This is a genomic window from Desulfurispora sp. (genome assembly GCF_052744395.1).
In genome coordinates this window covers 1-15,765 of record NZ_JBRAJI010000004.1, presented here as the reverse complement: position 1 = coordinate 15,765, position 15,765 = coordinate 1, and the positions used below count along the sequence as shown (strand labels likewise).

Annotated in this window: 15 protein-coding genes and 1 riboswitch; of the genes, 10 read left to right on the top strand and 5 right to left on the bottom strand. The window is 61.1% G+C overall.

The genetic code is table 11. The features are described from left to right. Positions 1-21: 21 nt before the first annotated feature. A complete protein-coding gene (secG, locus tag ACUVTU_RS01820) occupies positions 22-246 on the top strand; it encodes a preprotein translocase subunit SecG (RefSeq protein ID WP_445888254.1) in 225 nt (74 codons plus the stop codon). Positions 247-293: 47 nt separating this feature from the next. Then, a complete protein-coding gene (locus ACUVTU_RS01815; RefSeq protein ID WP_445888310.1) occupies positions 294-2,375 on the top strand; it encodes a sodium-translocating pyrophosphatase in 2,082 nt (693 codons plus the stop codon). 225 nt (positions 2,376-2,600) lie between these two features. On the opposite strand, the gene ACUVTU_RS01810 is transcribed toward ACUVTU_RS01815, so the two are convergent. Then, a complete protein-coding gene (locus tag ACUVTU_RS01810) occupies positions 2,601-2,885 on the bottom strand; it encodes a hypothetical protein (protein ID WP_445888253.1) in 285 nt (94 codons plus the stop codon). Between the two features lie 43 nt (positions 2,886-2,928). Beyond that, positions 2,929-3,014, bottom strand: a riboswitch (cyclic di-GMP riboswitch). A 131-nt stretch (positions 3,015-3,145) separates the two neighbouring features. On the opposite strand from ACUVTU_RS01810, the gene ACUVTU_RS01805 reads away from it, so the two are divergent. From ACUVTU_RS01805 to ACUVTU_RS01790, 4 genes are all read left to right on the top strand, one after another. After that, positions 3,146-5,146 (top strand): dynamin family protein, encoded by a 2,001-nt coding sequence (locus tag ACUVTU_RS01805; RefSeq protein ID WP_445888252.1) that lies wholly within the window; start codon positions 3,146-3,148, stop codon positions 5,144-5,146. Then, entirely contained in the window at positions 5,121-5,315 is a 195-nt protein-coding gene (locus ACUVTU_RS01800) for a hypothetical protein (protein ID WP_445888251.1), read from the top strand. The genes ACUVTU_RS01805 and ACUVTU_RS01800 overlap by 26 nt, the downstream gene beginning before the upstream one ends. Positions 5,316-5,317: 2 nt before the next feature. After that, positions 5,318-5,569 carry a hypothetical protein gene (locus ACUVTU_RS01795; RefSeq protein ID WP_445888250.1) on the top strand — a complete coding sequence of 84 codons (252 nt, stop codon included), beginning with the start codon at positions 5,318-5,320 and terminating at the stop codon, positions 5,567-5,569. 97 nt (positions 5,570-5,666) lie between these two features. Beyond that, entirely contained in the window at positions 5,667-5,939 is a 273-nt protein-coding gene (locus tag ACUVTU_RS01790; RefSeq protein ID WP_445888249.1) for a hypothetical protein, read from the top strand. Here the strand turns inward: ACUVTU_RS01790 and ACUVTU_RS01785 are convergent. Continuing rightward, positions 5,936-7,027, bottom strand: coding sequence for a hypothetical protein (locus tag ACUVTU_RS01785; RefSeq protein ID WP_445888248.1), 1,092 nt, complete (start codon positions 7,025-7,027; stop codon positions 5,936-5,938). The two genes, ACUVTU_RS01790 and ACUVTU_RS01785, sit on opposite strands and share 4 nt — an antisense overlap. A gap of 133 nt (positions 7,028-7,160) precedes the next feature. On the opposite strand from ACUVTU_RS01785, the gene ACUVTU_RS01780 reads away from it, so the two are divergent. Together ACUVTU_RS01780 and ACUVTU_RS01775 are read left to right on the top strand one after the other, a co-directional pair. Continuing rightward, complete coding sequence (locus ACUVTU_RS01780) at positions 7,161-8,396, top strand: HD domain-containing phosphohydrolase (RefSeq protein ID WP_445888247.1); 1,236 nt, start codon at positions 7,161-7,163, stop codon at positions 8,394-8,396. 146 nt (positions 8,397-8,542) lie between these two features. Beyond that, positions 8,543-8,677, top strand: a complete 135-nt coding sequence (locus tag ACUVTU_RS01775) for a hypothetical protein (protein ID WP_445888246.1) — start codon at positions 8,543-8,545, stop codon at positions 8,675-8,677. A 61-nt stretch (positions 8,678-8,738) separates the two neighbouring features. Here ACUVTU_RS01775 and ACUVTU_RS01770 read toward each other — a convergent pair whose 3' ends face one another. Next, complete coding sequence (locus ACUVTU_RS01770) at positions 8,739-9,578, bottom strand: DegV family protein (RefSeq protein ID WP_445888245.1); 840 nt, start codon at positions 9,576-9,578, stop codon at positions 8,739-8,741. 428 nt (positions 9,579-10,006) lie between these two features. Here ACUVTU_RS01770 and thrC point away from each other — a divergent pair, with 428 nt between their 5' ends. Then, the gene (gene thrC / locus ACUVTU_RS01765) at positions 10,007-11,503 is read left to right on the top strand and encodes a threonine synthase (protein ID WP_445888244.1); all 1,497 of its coding nucleotides are present in this window, start codon (positions 10,007-10,009) and stop codon (positions 11,501-11,503) included. Between the two features lies 1 nt (position 11,504). Here the strand turns inward: thrC and ACUVTU_RS01760 are convergent, their stop codons facing one another. Continuing rightward, positions 11,505-11,741 carry a hypothetical protein gene (locus ACUVTU_RS01760; protein ID WP_445888243.1) on the bottom strand — a complete coding sequence of 79 codons (237 nt, stop codon included), beginning with the start codon at positions 11,739-11,741 and terminating at the stop codon, positions 11,505-11,507. A gap of 316 nt (positions 11,742-12,057) precedes the next feature. Here ACUVTU_RS01760 and glgP point away from each other — a divergent pair, with 316 nt between their 5' ends. Beyond that, positions 12,058-14,616 carry an alpha-glucan family phosphorylase gene (gene glgP, locus ACUVTU_RS01755; protein WP_445888309.1) on the top strand — a complete coding sequence of 853 codons (2,559 nt, stop codon included), beginning with the start codon at positions 12,058-12,060 and terminating at the stop codon, positions 14,614-14,616. A 312-nt stretch (positions 14,617-14,928) separates the two neighbouring features. On the opposite strand, the gene ACUVTU_RS01750 is transcribed toward glgP, so the two are convergent. Beyond that, positions 14,929-15,765 (bottom strand): hypothetical protein (locus ACUVTU_RS01750; protein WP_445888242.1); only part of this gene is annotated, 837 nt, incomplete at its 5' end.

The following is a 15,765-nucleotide window of genomic DNA, read 5'->3' as shown; positions in this document are numbered from 1 at the left end:
GCCCGTAAAGGAGGTGAAGGGGTGCTACAGGGTGTGATCACAGCCCTGCACGTGCTGGTGGCTCTGGGATTGATTGCCGTGGTGCTGCTGCAGTCCGGGCGCAGTGCCGGCCTGGGGGCCATTGCCGGCGGTGCGGAAACCATCTTTGGCAAGAAAAAGGGGTTGGACGAGCTTTTGGCCAAACTGACGGTGCTCATCGGGGTGTTGTTTGCCGTCACATCACTGCTGCTTGGTTTGTGGCACTGAAAACTTGATGAGGGAAGAGGAGGGTTTAACTAGTGGAGTACACCAATATGACGCTGGCCTATTATGCGGCCGCGGCCGGTGCCTTCGCCCTGCTGTTCGCCTTGTTCACCCTTTCCCAGGTGCTCAAGGAGAGCATGGGCACGGAAAAAATGAAGCAGATTTCCGAAGCCGTGCAGGAAGGCGCCATGGCTTACATGAACCGCCAGTACAAGACGCTGATTCCCTTTGCACTGATCATTTTCGTCTTGCTCTGGGCGGCCAAGTATTTTGTAGTTCAGCAGCCCGGTTCCCACCTGCCGGTGGGCGGCGCTTCGGCCATCTCCTTCCTGGTGGGTGCCGTTTGTTCCGCCATCGCCGGTTATCTGGGCATGAACAGTACTACCAAGTCCAACGCCCGTACAGCGGAAGCGGCCCGCAGCCATGGCCTGGGCAAGGCGCTGCAGGTTTCCTTCCGGGCCGGTGCCGTGATGGGTCTGTCCGTGGCCGGTCTGGGCCTGCTGGGCGTGTCGGTGCTGTTCATCATCTTCAAGACTCCGCTGATCATCAACAGCTTTGCCTTTGGCGCTTCGGCTATCGCCTTCTTTGCCCGGGTCGGCGGCGGTATCTACACCAAGGCGGCCGACGTGGGTGCCGACCTGGTGGGCAAAGTGGAAGCCGGTATTCCCGAGGACGACCCGCGCAACCCGGCCACCATTGCCGACAACGTGGGTGACAACGTGGGCGACACCGCCGGTATGGGCGCTGACCTGTTCGAGTCCTATGCCGCCACCACCATTGCGGCCATGCTGATTGGTAACACCCTCTTTGGCTTCGAGGGCGTGATCTTCCCGCTGCTGGTGGGTGCCATCGGCATTATTGCCGCCATCATCGGTACCTTCACCGTGCGCACCAGTGAGGACGGCAACCCGCAGGCCGCTCTGAACGTGGGCCTGTGGACCACCAACATCCTGACAGCTATCGGTACTTATTTCCTGGCCAGCAACATTTTCGCCGACACCAGCAAATTCGGCGGTGTGGCCTTTGGCGTGTTCCTGGCCGTGGTCTCCGGTCTGATTGTTAACGTGGCGGTTGGTTATCTTACTGAATATTACACCTCCAACAACAAGCCGCCGGCCATCAAAATTGCCGAGGCTTCCAAGTCCGGTCCGGCCACCAACGTGATCCACGGTCTGGCCGTGGGTATGGAATCGGTATTCATTCCCATGCTGGTTTTTGCCGGGGCTATTTACTTCGCCTTCTGGGCGGTTTCCTCCTATGCTCCGGCCGATAAAGGCGCGCTCTGGGCCATTTACGGTATTGCCATGGCGGCCATGGGCATGCTCTCTACTGCCGGCATGGTGGTGGCCATGGACTCCTTCGGCCCGGTGGCTGACAACGCGGGCGGTATTGCTGAAATGGCCGAACTGCCCAAGGAAGTGCGGGAGAAAACCGACAAACTGGACGCTGTGGGCAACACCACTGCGGCCATCGCCAAGGGCTTTGCCATTGGTTCCGCCGCCCTGACCGCGCTGGCCCTGTTCAGCGCCTATGTGGATGGCGTCAAGCACAAGTTTGGTTTGGAAGAGTTTGTGGTTAACCTGACCGAACCCATGGTGCTGGTGGGTGTGTTCATTGGCGGCGCCGTACCCTTCCTGGTGGGTGCCCGCACCATGCGCGCCGTGGGCGAAGCCGCCTTCGATATGGTGGCCGAGGTGCGCCGCCAGTTCCGGGAAATCCCCGGCATTATGGAAGGCACCGGCAAGCCCGACTACGCCCGCTGCGTGGACATTGCTACCCGCGCGGCCATTGGCAAGATGATCTTCCCCGGTATCGTAGCTGTGGTAGTGCCCATTCTGGTGGGCTTCGGTCTGGGTGCCAAGGCGCTGGCTGGTTTCCTGGGCGGCCTGACCACCGTGGGTGTGCTGCTGGCCCTCTTCCTGGCCAACGCTGGCGGCGCCTGGGACAACGCCAAGAAATACATCGAGGCCGGCAATCTGGGCGGCAAGAAGAGCGATCCGCACAAGGCGGCGGTTATTGGCGACACCGTGGGCGACCCCTGCAAGGATACTTCCGGCCCGGCCATGAACCCGCTGATCAAGGTGGCCGGCACCATCTCCCTGATCCTTGGTCCCCTGCTCACCAGACTTTAATTGACCAGGCGGCTTTCCGCTGTTTAGTCCAGACAAAAAGTGAGAAAACAGGCAAACAACACCCTTGTAAAACCGGGCTGTTGCCAGACAGGGCAACAGCCCGGTTTTTTTAACCAGCAGTACAGCCTGGTATGCTGCTGCATTTCCCCGCGGGAAAGAGAGCGGGCTGCAGGCTCCGGCGACGGGACGGAGTAAAAGCAAAAACCCCCGCCAAACTGGCAGAGGTTATTGTTGTGAAGAACCGTTATTCACCAGCTGCAGACAACCCCGGGCGACGGTGAGCTGGTTTTCCATAAACTGCCGTACCTTCTGGCGCGTGGCCGGATCCATCTGCTGAAAACTGGCCGTTCCGGCCACACTGCTGATCAGGTAATCCACCTCGGTGGCATTATAACCGGTGGCAATCAATTGCCGGCGCAGTTCCACTAACTGGTTGGTGCCGGTATCGGCTTGCTGCTGGCTGGCGGGTTTTTCCCAGCGCACACTGGCCCGCAAAGCTTCCTCCCTCAAGCGTCATTTTGCCTCCCCTGCTGCTCTCCACAGGTTATTGCGCAACGGCAGCCCGGCTGCCCTGACAGAGCGTGTTTTAGGCCCGTGGCTTTGCGTCATCACCTTTCGGTGATTTTGCCTCTGGCGGAGCGCAAGATTTTAAGTATAAATTCTCCAAATTTGTCGGTATACCTGCCGTTTTCGGAAAAAATTTGCCGCGGCATATCAGCCCGGGTTGCTACATATATCTTCCATAAAAAAACCGATACGGGGGATGGCCATTGTACAGCGACAATTTGCTGGAGCAGGTCAGCGCTTTGCGGGAATTCTGGCCGGATTTGTCCGGGCCGGCCCTGTACCTGTGCGGACCGGTGGGGAGCGGCAAAAGCACCCTGGGCAATTTACTGCTGGGAGAAGATATTTTACCCGCAGGTTTCAGCCCCCGGGGGCACGGCCAGGTGATCTGCCGGTACGGTCCGCAGTTCCGGGCAGTGCTCCAAAAAGGCCGGCGCGAAATGGAAATCAGCACAGGGACCGGGTTGACACTGGCCCTGCGCCGCTGGTTTGACCGGCAGGATGTGCTGCAGATCTGGCATCCGGCTGCTTTACTCCAATTGTGCCATCTGGTGGAAGCAGGCAGCTGCCTGCCGGATGAAAACAGCAAACCAGTGCTGTCCGCTGTACCTTCCCCTCTGGTGGTGCTGGTGCTGCACGCCCGCGGGCCGGATTGGCCGGAGGTGGAGCAAATATGCCGCTGGCAGCAGGCGGTAGGGCCGGCAGCGCCGGAACTGCTGGTGCTGGTGAACACGCAGGCGGGAGGCGACCGGCAGAGCGGACTGGCGGCTGCCCGGGAAATGCTGGGCCGCCGGCCGGTGGGCCGCTGCCGGATGGTGGCGCTGGATTTGCACGATCCGCAGGAGGCAGGTGAACTGGTTGGCTATGTTCAGGGAGCCCTGGTGAAAGCGCTGCTGCTGCGCCTGGAAAAAGAGTGTTTGGAGCGCGACCGGCAGCTGGCGCGGCGCTGGCACCAGCTAAGCAGTCGGGCGGCCGGCGTGGCCGGCTGGTCCGGGTGGGCGGAGCTGTGGCAGGAAGCACGACGCATCAGGGAAGCTGCCGCGCTCATCCAACACTGCCGGCGGCAGGCTGGCAATTGGCAGGAGCGCCTGCTGCAGCGCTGCGGTTCAGACAGCGCTGCCCGCCGTCAATACAGGTTCTGGTGGGGGGAAAAACCGGGTGATGCCAGTAACAAAGCGCGGCCGCTTTCGCTCAGGCGGCCGGGCGATCCATACCGGGTGCTGTTGCTGGGGCCTTTTTCCAGCGGGAAGAGCTCTTTTATCAACGCTCTGCTGGGGAAGCAGCTCCTACCGGTGGAGGATCGCTCCACCACCCTCTGTCCGGTGGAAGTGCGCAGCGGTTCGGAATGGCAGGTACGCCTGGCCTTGCGGCAGGCGGTGAGCTTTGAGATTGCCCGGATGGGGCTGGCGGGCGGGGAAATTTACCGTCCGGCGCTGCGGGCATTATCCGACCTGCTGGCCGAACCCGCTCTGGAAGCCTGCTGGGGCGGCTTTGCGCTGCGCTACGGCAGCCGGGTGGAAACCTGGCCGGCCTACCGCCTGGCGGCTTTGCGCGCCAGTCTGGCCGGACTTGCCGGGGCGGCGCAGCGGCCGGGCCGGCTCAGTGTGGCCGGCGTTCCTCATGAGGTGACACTGTATGTCCGGCCCGGAGCAGCAGATTTGCTGGCGGGCGGCCTTGACCCCGGTACGGGGTGGGGCAGGCTGGTGAGCCGGCCGCTGGGCTGGCTGATGGAAAAGGTGGAAATAGTGGTGCCCGCAGCCTGGCCGGACAATCTGGTGCTGGTGGACACCCCCGGGCTGGATGGGCCCGAGCAGGTGGGGCCGGGGAGTGTAACCGGGCAGTTGCCTACCTGGCTGGCAGCGGCAAATTGCTGTCTGCTTTTTGTTTCCGCCCGCCAGGTACTGGCCGGCCGGCTGCCATCATTGTGGCGCATTCTGGAATCCAGGGAACTGACCGGGATGAACTGCCACTATGTCCTGACCTTTGCCGATCTGTTGGGTCCGCGCGAACTGGAGCGGGCGGCGGCCCACCTGCGTTACCAACTGCCGCTGCAGCGGTATGCAGCAGGGCGACCCCGCATTTTTATCATTTCCACCGCCCGGCCGCAGGCCGCCGCGCCGGACGGAATCAACGCCTTGCGCCGCTGGTTGTTTGGGCGGGCCGCCGGACAGGGAGGTGAGGATGTTGGAACAGGCCCGGTTGATTGACGAGTCCGTAAAATGGCTGATGCGGGAAATCAGCCAGTATACCGGTCGGGAAATGAAAAAAGAGCTGGAGCGGGAACTGGTGCAGCGGCTGATGGCGGCCTGGCAGGAACAACAGCAGGCGCTGAGCCTGCGTTACCTGTACATGATCAAAAAAGCTCTGGAGGGATGAACATGGCCGCTCATGAGGAGCAAATGCAAAAAATGTTGCGGGAGATCATTCAAGGAGCAAGGCAGAAGTTTACCGAGCCGCTCATGCAGGAGCAGAAAAATCTGCAGCGCCTGTGGCAGAGCGAACAGGTTCGCCAGCAGGAGCAGTTCCAGGAAATACTGAGCCGCCTGCAGCGCCTGGAGGAAAAAATACAGCAAATGCCCGGCCAGCTGCTGGCCGCACTGCGCGATGCCATCAGCCAGGCCGGTTCCTGAGCGCACGGGATGTCCGGGGCGGACACGGCAGAGCGATGCTTATGGGGATATGACCGGTCGGCGGACTGATCCCGGCCGCAGCAGGGAGGTGGTGAACTTGTCCGGGGAAAACTGGCGGCGGGAAGCGCAGGAACTGGCCCGCACCATAGAGCAGAGCTTGCTGGCGCCGGCCCGGCAAAAAATGGCCGGTCTGGAAGACAGGCTGGAGCAGGCCGACCGGCTCTGCCAGGAAAGCCGGGCCATGCTGTGGGAACAGGTGCACCGGCTGGAGAGAAAGGTACAGCGCTGGCAGACGGTTAGCGCGGTGGGACTGGTGCTGGTTTTGCTGGCTCTCCTGGGGCTGGGCTGGCGGTTGCTCCATAGCGGCTAACCATGCAGGGTGACCAGTCCCAGGATCAGCTCCAGCAGGATCAGGAAAACTATGGTCAGCTCCAGCAGGGTGGAGTGCCAGGTGGTCAGCTCATCGCTGAGCATGGCGTAGCTCTGCTGGATCAGGGAAATTTTACGGTCGATGCTGGCCGCCCAGCTGTGGGTGCGGAAAATGCTCAAAGCGGCGCTGTACACGCGGGCGTAAAAGATGTCCTCGGTAACCTTGAGCGAGTTGTGAATCTTTTCGTGAATGTCGCTGATGTCCACCACCAGCTCCATCAGTCGATTCATGATTTTGCGATAACGACGGCGCCGTCCAAACCCGGAAAAGTGTTCGGCATCTTCAATCTCCTGGTACATGCGGTCCATTTCCCGGCTGAGCAGGTTGTCGTAGTAGCGCAGTTCCAACAGTTGCATGTTGGCAAACTCCAGCAGGTCGGGGATGTCGTAACTGCCGCTGTCATCCACCACCAGGGCGCTGTCCCAGGTGAGCACGGCCAGGTCGCCCGGCCCGTAGGAAAAAGAATTGGCCAGAATCTGCTGGCGGGTCTGCTGGCTGAGTGGCTCTTTTTCCGCCAGCAGCAGCGGTACCGGATCCCATGCTGCCGGCCAGCGGGGAAAGCAAAAAACCGTGTAGTCCTCCACGAATTCGTGCCGGCCGGGTCGGTGCATGGCCGGATCCAACAGGTGGCGCAATTCGGCCAGCTGCCGGGCCAGCAGTTCGTCGACCCGGTCGTTCTCCGGCAGGGCCAGGGCCAGTTCCAGAAGTTCCGAATAAGTGAGGTGTTTTTCCGGGTACAGGCGCAGGGCCAGGCTGATCACGCCCAGGTCGAAAATCTTGGCCTTGCCGATGGCCCGGCAGGCCAGACCGGCCGCCTCGATAGTATCTTCCCCCGCACTGATCAAAAGCGGCGGGTTTTTGATCTGCATGGATTTGGGCCGCACCCGGCCCAGCTGCATCCGGCCCACCTGACTGTCCGCCAGCAGCTGGCGGGCCGCTGTCAGGTTGATTTCTTCGGCCACATCATAAATGCGATAGAGAATGATTTGAACGGGCATTTTTTCGCCTTGGTCCAGGATGGCGGGCATGGACAACACTTCCCATATTATGGAGATTACAATCAATTATAGCACAAATAAATTACAGAATACAAAGCTGGACCTTCCCGGACAGGAAGGATTTGGCGTGCCGGATGGCGAATGAAGCAGCGGGTGATCACCAATGCTGACAGTGGATTTGAACCAGCTGCTTTTTTCCCTTTCTCTGGCCATGGACTTCCACAGCCATGGCCTGTTGCGCCACCACCAGCGGGTGGCCCTTTTAGCGCTGCGCCTGGCTGAAGAGATGGGCCTGCCCGAGGAGCAGTGCCTGTTGCTCTATCAGGCCGCCATAGTGCACGATGCCGGGGTCAGCACCTGGCAGGATAAGTCCACCCTGGGTCAGTTTGAGCTGGAGCAGGCTGCCCGGCACAGCCAGCGCGGCGCCGTGCTGCTGCAGCTGCTGGACCGGGCCACGGGCACCACTCTGGCTCCGGTGTTGCTGTCCCATCATGACCGCTGGGATGGCAGGGACAACCCCTCCGGCCTGGCCGGGGAGGCCATTCCGCTGGCCGCCCGGATTATTCACCTGGCCGATCGGGTGGATGTGCTGCTGCAAAACGGTTATGTGCTGCACTACCAGCAGCAGATTGTGGACAAGGTCAGCCAGCTGGCGGGCAGCGTTTTTGACCCGCAGCTGGTGCGCCTGTTTGCGCGTCTGGCCCGGCGGGAAAGTCTCTGGCTGGATCTCACCGGATATTTCATGAGCGAGCTGCTGCAGCAGGAGATCCGGCGCTGGCCCCTGCAGATCAACCTGGCGGGCCTGCTGGCCCTGGGGGAAATTTTCAGTGCCGTGGTGGACGCCAAAAGCCCCTTCACCCACCGCCATTCCCGCCTGGTGGCGGCGGTGGCTGCCCGGCTGGCCGAAGGGCTGGGCTTTGAGGAGCGGGAAGTGCAGCAGGTGCGCCTGGCCGGGTTGCTGCACGATCTGGGCAAGCTGAGCGTGCCCGAGTCCATTCTGGAAAAGCCGGGCCGGCTGACCGAAGCCGAGTTTGACGTGATCAAGCAGCACACTTATTACACCTATCACATATTGAACCAGGTTCCCCAGCTGGAGCGCATCCGGGACTGGGCCGCCTTTCACCATGAAAAACTGGACGGCAACGGTTATCCCTTCAAGGTGGACGCCGGGCGGCTGGATACCGGCTGCCGCCTGATGGCCGTGGCCGATGTCTTTGCCGCCCTGGTGGAAGACCGGCCCTACCGGCCGGGTATGCCGGTGGAAAAGGCACTGGATATTTTAAGCCTGAATGCCCGGGCCGGTCAGCTGGATCGCCGGCTGGTGGCGCTGGCCGAACGCCACGCCGGTGAGCTGGCCGAGATGGCCCGGACCACGGTTTCGCTGCCTGGGGAAAGCTGAGCCGGCAGCATGGCAGGCGGTAATCCGCAAAATTATGCACGGGGAGGCCGGTCCGGGTGTATGAGCGGGCGCCGGGCGGGGAAGGATAAAGGCGCGTGGTGCAAAGCGCACCGGCGACATCACCGTCCATGCAAAGGAGGCCTTTCATGAGCAGGGAAGAGCGCTACCTGTACGATCTGGACTTCTGGGACGACGACTACCCGCCGCCCGAAACGCCCGGGGAGGAACCGGTGGAGGAACTGGATCTGGATTCCTACTACCACTCCTTTTACGGCTATTAAAATGGCGGACAGCAAAAAAAACAGCCGCGCACTCGTGGGCGGCTGCTCCAGGCCGGTCGGATTAAAATGAGATGACAATACAGCCTTTGCCCCCGTATGTGCCGATGGTGGAACCCACCGGGGCCACCAGCACATCCCGCGGGGCAAATTTGTTTTGAATGCTCTCCTTCAGCTGCAGGGCCTCCTCCAGACAGTCCAGGTGAGTGATGCCCACAATTTTGTCGGGCAGGTTCTTACCCAGTTCTTCCACCAGCTGCAGCAGGCGCTGCAATGATTTCTTGCGGCCCCGGATCTTTTCTAGCACCTTGATCTGCCCGTCTAAAGTGGCCATGCCCACCGGCTTGATGTCCAGCAGGTTGCCGATAAATCCCGGCAGCCTGCTCACCCGGCCGCCTTTGATCAGGTTTTCCAGCGAGTCCATGGTGAAAATCAGGTTCATCTCCTGGCGGTATTGCTGCAGCCTCTCCAGCACACTGGCGGCGCTTAAACCCTGCCGGGCCAGTTCGGCCGCTTTCAGGGCCAGGATGCCGATGCCCAGCGAGCCCATGCGGGAATCCCAGACGTGCACCCGTTCGGTGAACTGGCGGGCGGCCAGCTGGGCGCTCTCCACCGTGCCGCTAATTTTGGAGGAGATGCCCACATAGATGACATCCCGGTAGTGGCTCAAGGCGCGCTGGAAAGATTGAGCAAAGGTTTCCGGGTTGGGCCGGGAGGTTTTGGGCAGTTCCCGGCTGGCCAGCAGTTTTTGGGCAAATTGCTGCGGGTTGATGTCCACGCCGTCCAGATAGGTCTGGCCGTCCTCAAAGGTGACATACAGCGGCACCACTTCCACATCGTACTGCTGCTGCAGTGCGGCGGGCAGGTCGGCGGCGCTGTCGGTGATGATCTTTACCTGGCTCATGGGGTTGTTCAACCTTTCTCCGGTGCGGTAAAACTTTTGGCCAACATTCTATCAGTTAATCAGTGAAAAGTCCAACAAAAGTTTGTCATCTTGCGCGGCCGGCCCATCCGGGGCATAATGGTATTATTGCAGCCTCTGTGTGTATACCGGCGGGGGTGTCTTGCCTTAAGCGAGCCCGTCTGGAGTACCGGTTGCAGCACCCGGCGAGGGCGCGGTTGCGGGCTGGGAGGCGCGGACAGGACGTCCGCGCCAGCCCCAGCTGAGACACGATGTCGAATCTGGGGCGGCCCGCCCCGCCCGCAACCGAGCCGCCGGTGCTGCCCGGTACGAAATTCGGGCGAGCGAAGGATACACACCCGCCGTGTTCAGGAAAAAACACACACGCGAGTTTACGTTATTATGTTACATGATGAGGAAGGTGGAGAACCATGCAATATGCCAGTACGCGCGGCGGCTGCGGCCCGGTGAGCGCGGCCCGGGCCATTGAGGCTGGCATCGCGCCCGACGGCGGGCTGTTCGTGCCCCTTGAGCCGGTGCGGCTGGAGGACTACCTGTCCTGGCAGGAGCTGGACTACGCCGGGCGGGCGCAGCAGGTGCTGCGGGCCTACCTGACCGACTTTACCGGGGAGGAACTGGCCTACTGTGCCGAAAACGCCTACAGTCAGCGCAACTTCGACCACCCGCAGGTAGCTCCGGTGGTGGAACTGTCCCCCGGCCTGTATGTTCTGGAGCTGTGGCACGGCCCCACCAGCGCCTTCAAAGATATGGCCCTGCAGATCCTGCCTTATTTTCTGCCCCTGGCCCGGCGCAAAAACGGTGGGGAGCAGGAAAGCGTCATCCTGGTGGCCACTTCGGGCGATACGGGCAAAGCGGCCCTGGAGGGCTTTAAAGACGTGCCCGGCACCCGCATTCTGGTGTTCTTTCCGGAGCAGGGCGTGAGCGAGGTACAGCGGCTGCAGATGGTCACCCAGGAAGGCCGCAATGTGGGTGTGGTGGCCGTGCAGGGCAATTTTGACGATGCCCAGAGCGGGGTCAAGGCCATCTTTACCGACCCGCAGCTGCGGTTCGAGCTGGAACAGGCCGGTTTTGTCTTTTCCTCGGCCAATTCCATCAACTGGGGTCGCCTGGTGCCGCAGATAGTCTATTATTTCAGCGCTTATCTGGATCTGGTGCAAAAAGGTGCTCTGGCGCCCGGTGCCCCGGTGAACTTTGTGGTGCCCACGGGCAACTTCGGCAATATCCTGGCCGGCTACTACGCCCGCGAGGCCGGCCTGCCCGTGCACAAACTGATCTGCGCCGCCAACAGCAACAATGTGCTGACCGATTTTGTGCGCAGCGGCACCTATGACCGGCGGCGGCCCTTTTATAAAACCCTTTCCCCCTCCATGGACATCCTGGTTTCCAGCAATCTGGAACGCCTGTTGTATCATTTGAGCGGTGGTGACAGTGGTGCCGTGGCCTCCTGGATGGGCCTTTTGCAGCGGGAGGGTCTGTACAGCGTTTCCGCCGGGGTGCAGGAACAGGTGCGGCAGATTTTCTGGTCGGATTACGCCGACGACCGGCAAACGCTTAACACCATAGCCCGGGCTTACCGGCAGTACGGTTATGTCCTGGATACCCACACCGCGGTGGGCCTGGCTGTGTATGAAAATTACCGGCAGGCGACCGGCGACTCCACTCCCACCGTGCTGCTCTCTACGGCCAGCCCCTGCAAGTTCAACGCCAGCGTGGCCCGAGCCCTGCTGGGTGAGGCGGCCGTGCAGGGTAAAAGTGAGTTTGACTTGCTGGAAATGCTGGTCCGCCACACCGGTCTGACCGTGCCCGCGGGGTTGCGCGATCTGGAGCAGCGGCCGGTGCGGCACCGGCGGGTGGTGGAGAAAGACCGGATGGTGCAGGCAGTACGGGATTTCCTGGGTCTGGCCTGACTTACAAATTATCGCTTTCCCCGGAGCCCTGCAGCACCTGCTGCAGGGCTTTGATATGCCGGCAGGCGAAATCCTTTTGCCGGTAACGGCCGAAGCGGAAGGTGCAGCAGGTGCAGCTGTCGGGGGTGGTGAGCAGTTCCCAGCGACAGTCGGTGTCAATCACCCGGGCCCGCTGCGGTCCTTCCAGGTAAACCACCAGTTCGTCAACCAGATAAGGTGTTTTCAGCTCTACGGTCATTTGTGCCTCTCCTTCCCTGTTTCCCTGTGGTCTTGCCACAACATTATTTTACCGGCCGGCGGTCGGCCTGGCCAGCTTTTCTTGAACCAATCAGAAACCCCCTGCCAGTACAGGGGGTTTCTTTGACACGGGTGCATCAGCCGGCCACAGCCGGTGATGCCCCGGTAGGCATATTATGCGCCGGCATTCTTTTTTCATGCGCCGGCGGGGCCGGCAGGTAATGGTGCATCTGGTATGCGGCCGGTACAGCGGGTGCATGAGCGGGCGCTTTTCGGGGCAAATTGAAGAAAAAAAATTTAACCGGGCGGGTGAGGAGATGTATTCCTACTATATGCTCACGGCCATGCCCCGTTTGCCGGCAGAAATCAGCGGCCTGGACACTCTGGCTTATAATTTCTGGTTCAGCTGGCAGGACCGGGCGCGTCACCTGTTTATGCACATTGACCCCGAACTGTGGTCACAGGTGCACCATAATCCGGTGCTCTTCCTGCAGAGCGTGGCAGAAGAAAAGCTCCACCGGGCGGCGGCCAGCCCGGAGTATCTGCGCCAGTACCGCCAGGTCTGGGAAGAATTCCAGCGGTATATGGAAACAAGGGATACCTGGTACAGCCGGCACTATCCCGAACTGGCCGGACGGCCGGTGGCCTATTTTTCCGCCGAATTCGGCCTGCACGAGTCCTATCCCATTTACTCGGGCGGTCTGGGGTTGCTGGCCGGGGACCATCTGAAAGCGGCCAGCGATCTGGGGCTGCCCTTTGTGGGAGTGGGGCTTTTGTACCGGCACGGCTATTTCACCCAGCGCATCAACCGGGAAAACCGCCAGGAGGCCACCTATCCGGAAAACAACTTCTTCCAACTGCCCGTGCGGCCGGCGGTGCGGGCCGATGGTTCGGAAGTGTTTGTGGCGGTGCAGATGGCCGACCGGACGGTGTCTGCCCGGGTCTGGGAAGTGCAGGTGGGCCGGGTGAAAATCTACCTGCTGGACAGCGATGTGCCGCGCAACCGGGCCGAAGACCGGCTGATCACCGGCCAGCTCTACGGCGGGAACCGCGATACCCGCATCATGCAGGAAATTCTGCTGGGCATCGGGGGAGTGCGGGCCCTGCGCGAACTGGATATTGAGCCGGCGGTTTACCATATCAACGAGGGCCATTCGGCCTTTCTTACCCTGGAACTTTTGCGGGAAAAAGTGGTGCAGGGTCTGGCGGCGCCGGTGGCCATCCAGGCCGTGCGGGCCTGTACGGTTTTTACCACCCACACCCCGGTACCGGCCGGACATGATTATTTCAGCGCCGAGATGATAGACTATTATCTGGGCTACCTGCCGTCCGAACTGGCCATGAGCCGGGACGAACTGCTCATGCTGGGCTGGGACAGCCAGGCCTGCGCATTCAACATGACCCTGCTGGCTCTACGTCTGGCCGATTACTGCAACGGGGTGAGCCGGTTGCACGGTGCGGTGTCCCGGGCCATGTTCCGGCGCTTTTTCGGCCATGTGCCGGCCGAGGAGGTGCCGGTGGAGCACATCACCAACGGTGTGCATTTGAGCACCTGGATGGCCCCCGAAATGCAGGAACTGCTGGGCCGCTACCTGGGTGCTGGCTGGCAGGAACGCCTTGACGATCCCTCCCTGTGGGATAAGGTGCTGGAAATTCCCGACGAGCAGCTGTGGCAGGTGCACTGCCACCTGAAAGAGCGCTTTATCGCCTATGTACGGCGCAAAGTTAAACAGAACCGGCTGCGCAATCTGGCTCCCGCGGCCGCCCTGCGGGAGGCCGAGGAACTGCTCAGTCCGGCCGCCCTGACCATTGGCTTTGCCCGCCGTTTTGCCACCTACAAGCGGGCCGCGCTGATCTTTAGGGACCGGGAGCGGCTGGCCCGGCTGCTGAACAATCCGGAACGCCCGGTGCAGATTGTTTTTGCCGGCAAGGCCCATCCCGCCGATCATCCCGGCCAGGAACTGATCAAGCTGGTCTGCGATATGGCCGAGGAGGAGCCCTTCCGGGGTAAAATCGTGTTTCTGGAAAACTACGATATTGATGTGGCCCGGCAGATGCTGCGGGGGGTGGATGTTTGGCTGAACAACCCGCGCCGGCCCCAGGAGGCCAGCGGTACCAGCGGCATGAAAGCGGCTCTGAACGGTTTGCTCAACTGCAGCATCCTGGACGGCTGGTGGCCGGAAGCCTACAACGGGCAGAACGGTTTTGCCATCGGGACTGAGGAGGAGCTGCCCTCCGAAGAGGCCCAGGACCTGCAGGACGCCCTGTCGCTGTATAGTGTGCTGGAAAACCAGATCATTCCCCTGTATTACAGCCGCGAACAGCAGATACCCCGGGGCTGGATCCAGTACATGAAAAACAGCCTGCGCAGCATAGCCCCGTATTTCAACACGGTGCGCATGGTCAAGGAATATACCACCCGCTATTATGTGCCGGCCATGCACCGCAGTGAAAAGCTGTCCCGGGATCAATATCACCTGGCCGCGCAGCTGGTTTCCTTCCAGGAGCACCTGCGCTCTCGCTGGCACCAGGTGGAAGTGCGGGCGGTGGAAGTGGGGGTGGAAAAGGGCCGCCAGCTGGCCGCGGGCGATAGCCTGCCAGTGCAGGCCCTGATCCATCTGGGCGAGATCGCTCCGGATGATGTGCAGGTGGAGCTGGTCTGGGGGCGGCTCAAGGACAACAGCCTGGTGCCGGGCCGCATCCAGCCCATGCAGCGGGAAGCCGTGCTGGAGGAAGGGATGTACCGCTATGCCGGCATCCTGGAAGTACCACCCGGTGTGATTGGCTTTACCGTAAGGGTGAGACCGCGCCATCCCGAGTTTGTACACAGGTTCCAGCTGCCCCTGGTGGCCTGGTTGCAAAAGCCGCTAGCCTGAACTGGCCGCTGCCGGAGGGGGCGGTGGGGGCAAGTGCCGGTAAGTGCCCGTGTTCTTCAGCCGGTCTACCAGCCAGCCGTACAGGGCGCGTAACACTGCTCCAGGTGGTGCGGCACCTGGAGCAGCACCTGTACTGCGCCCGCCGCGCTGCTGAGTGGTTTTCGGCCAGGAGCGCCGACCCGACCAGGGCTACAAATTTACGTGTTTATTATGGCTGCTTAACCGCTTGATTTATGAATAAGTGTTCTGGTTTTATTTCACCTCCTGAAAATAAGCAAACCACCGGGTGAGCGGTGGTTTGCCAGCGGGGCTTTAATGCACAGCCTTCTTTTGCAGCTTAAGCACTTCTTCCAGAGGCAGGCCGGTGATTTCGCTGACCAGTTGAGGGTCTAATCCTTTGCGCAGGGCGGCCAGGGCGTTTTCCCGCGCTTTTTTAAGTTCGCCCTGGGCTATACCCTCCTGCTTACCCAGCATCCAGCCCTCCGCCCGGGCTTCTTCTCTAATCCATTGCTCAATCTTGGTCATCTTGAGCACCTCCAAAAGTTTTCTCTTGGCGCTTTCCTCCATGAATTTGTCGCTGATGGCAATTATTGCCCCCAGCAGGAACGGCGTTTCCGGTATTTCGTTAGCTTTAGCCAGTTCAGCAGCTTTGATGGCCATTTCGGAACGGCCGGCGCTGCTTTTCATGAGGGGTAGGAAGATCAGCTCCAGCATTTCCTGCCGGGTGAAGGGCTCGCCCTTTTCTGCTTTTTGCTGCAGCCGCTGGTAGATAGCATCGCCGTCGTAGTTGTGCAGGTAGACGTTGCGCACCTGGTAGTCAACCGTACCTTTAAGCAGTGTGTCGGCAGCCCGGCTGATTTCCCCGGCGTAGATGACCACGGTGCGGAGGGTTTTCCGGGTGTGGTAGACCAGGCGAGCGTCGTAAAGCAGGAAGCGGTACAGGTCATCTATACTGGCCGTGGTCTGGAATTCCAGGTGCAGGAGGCTGTCATCGGCCAGCTGGAAGAGGAAGTCGGTGCGGGTCTCCTTTGCCTCCAGCACGGGCAATGCGGTGGGGGCCAGGTCGATGATGGCAGGCAGGTCTAACCCCAGGAATTTGAGGGCGTCCTGCTGGAAGATGCGGCAGGCGGCTTTCATGACAATGTCGGT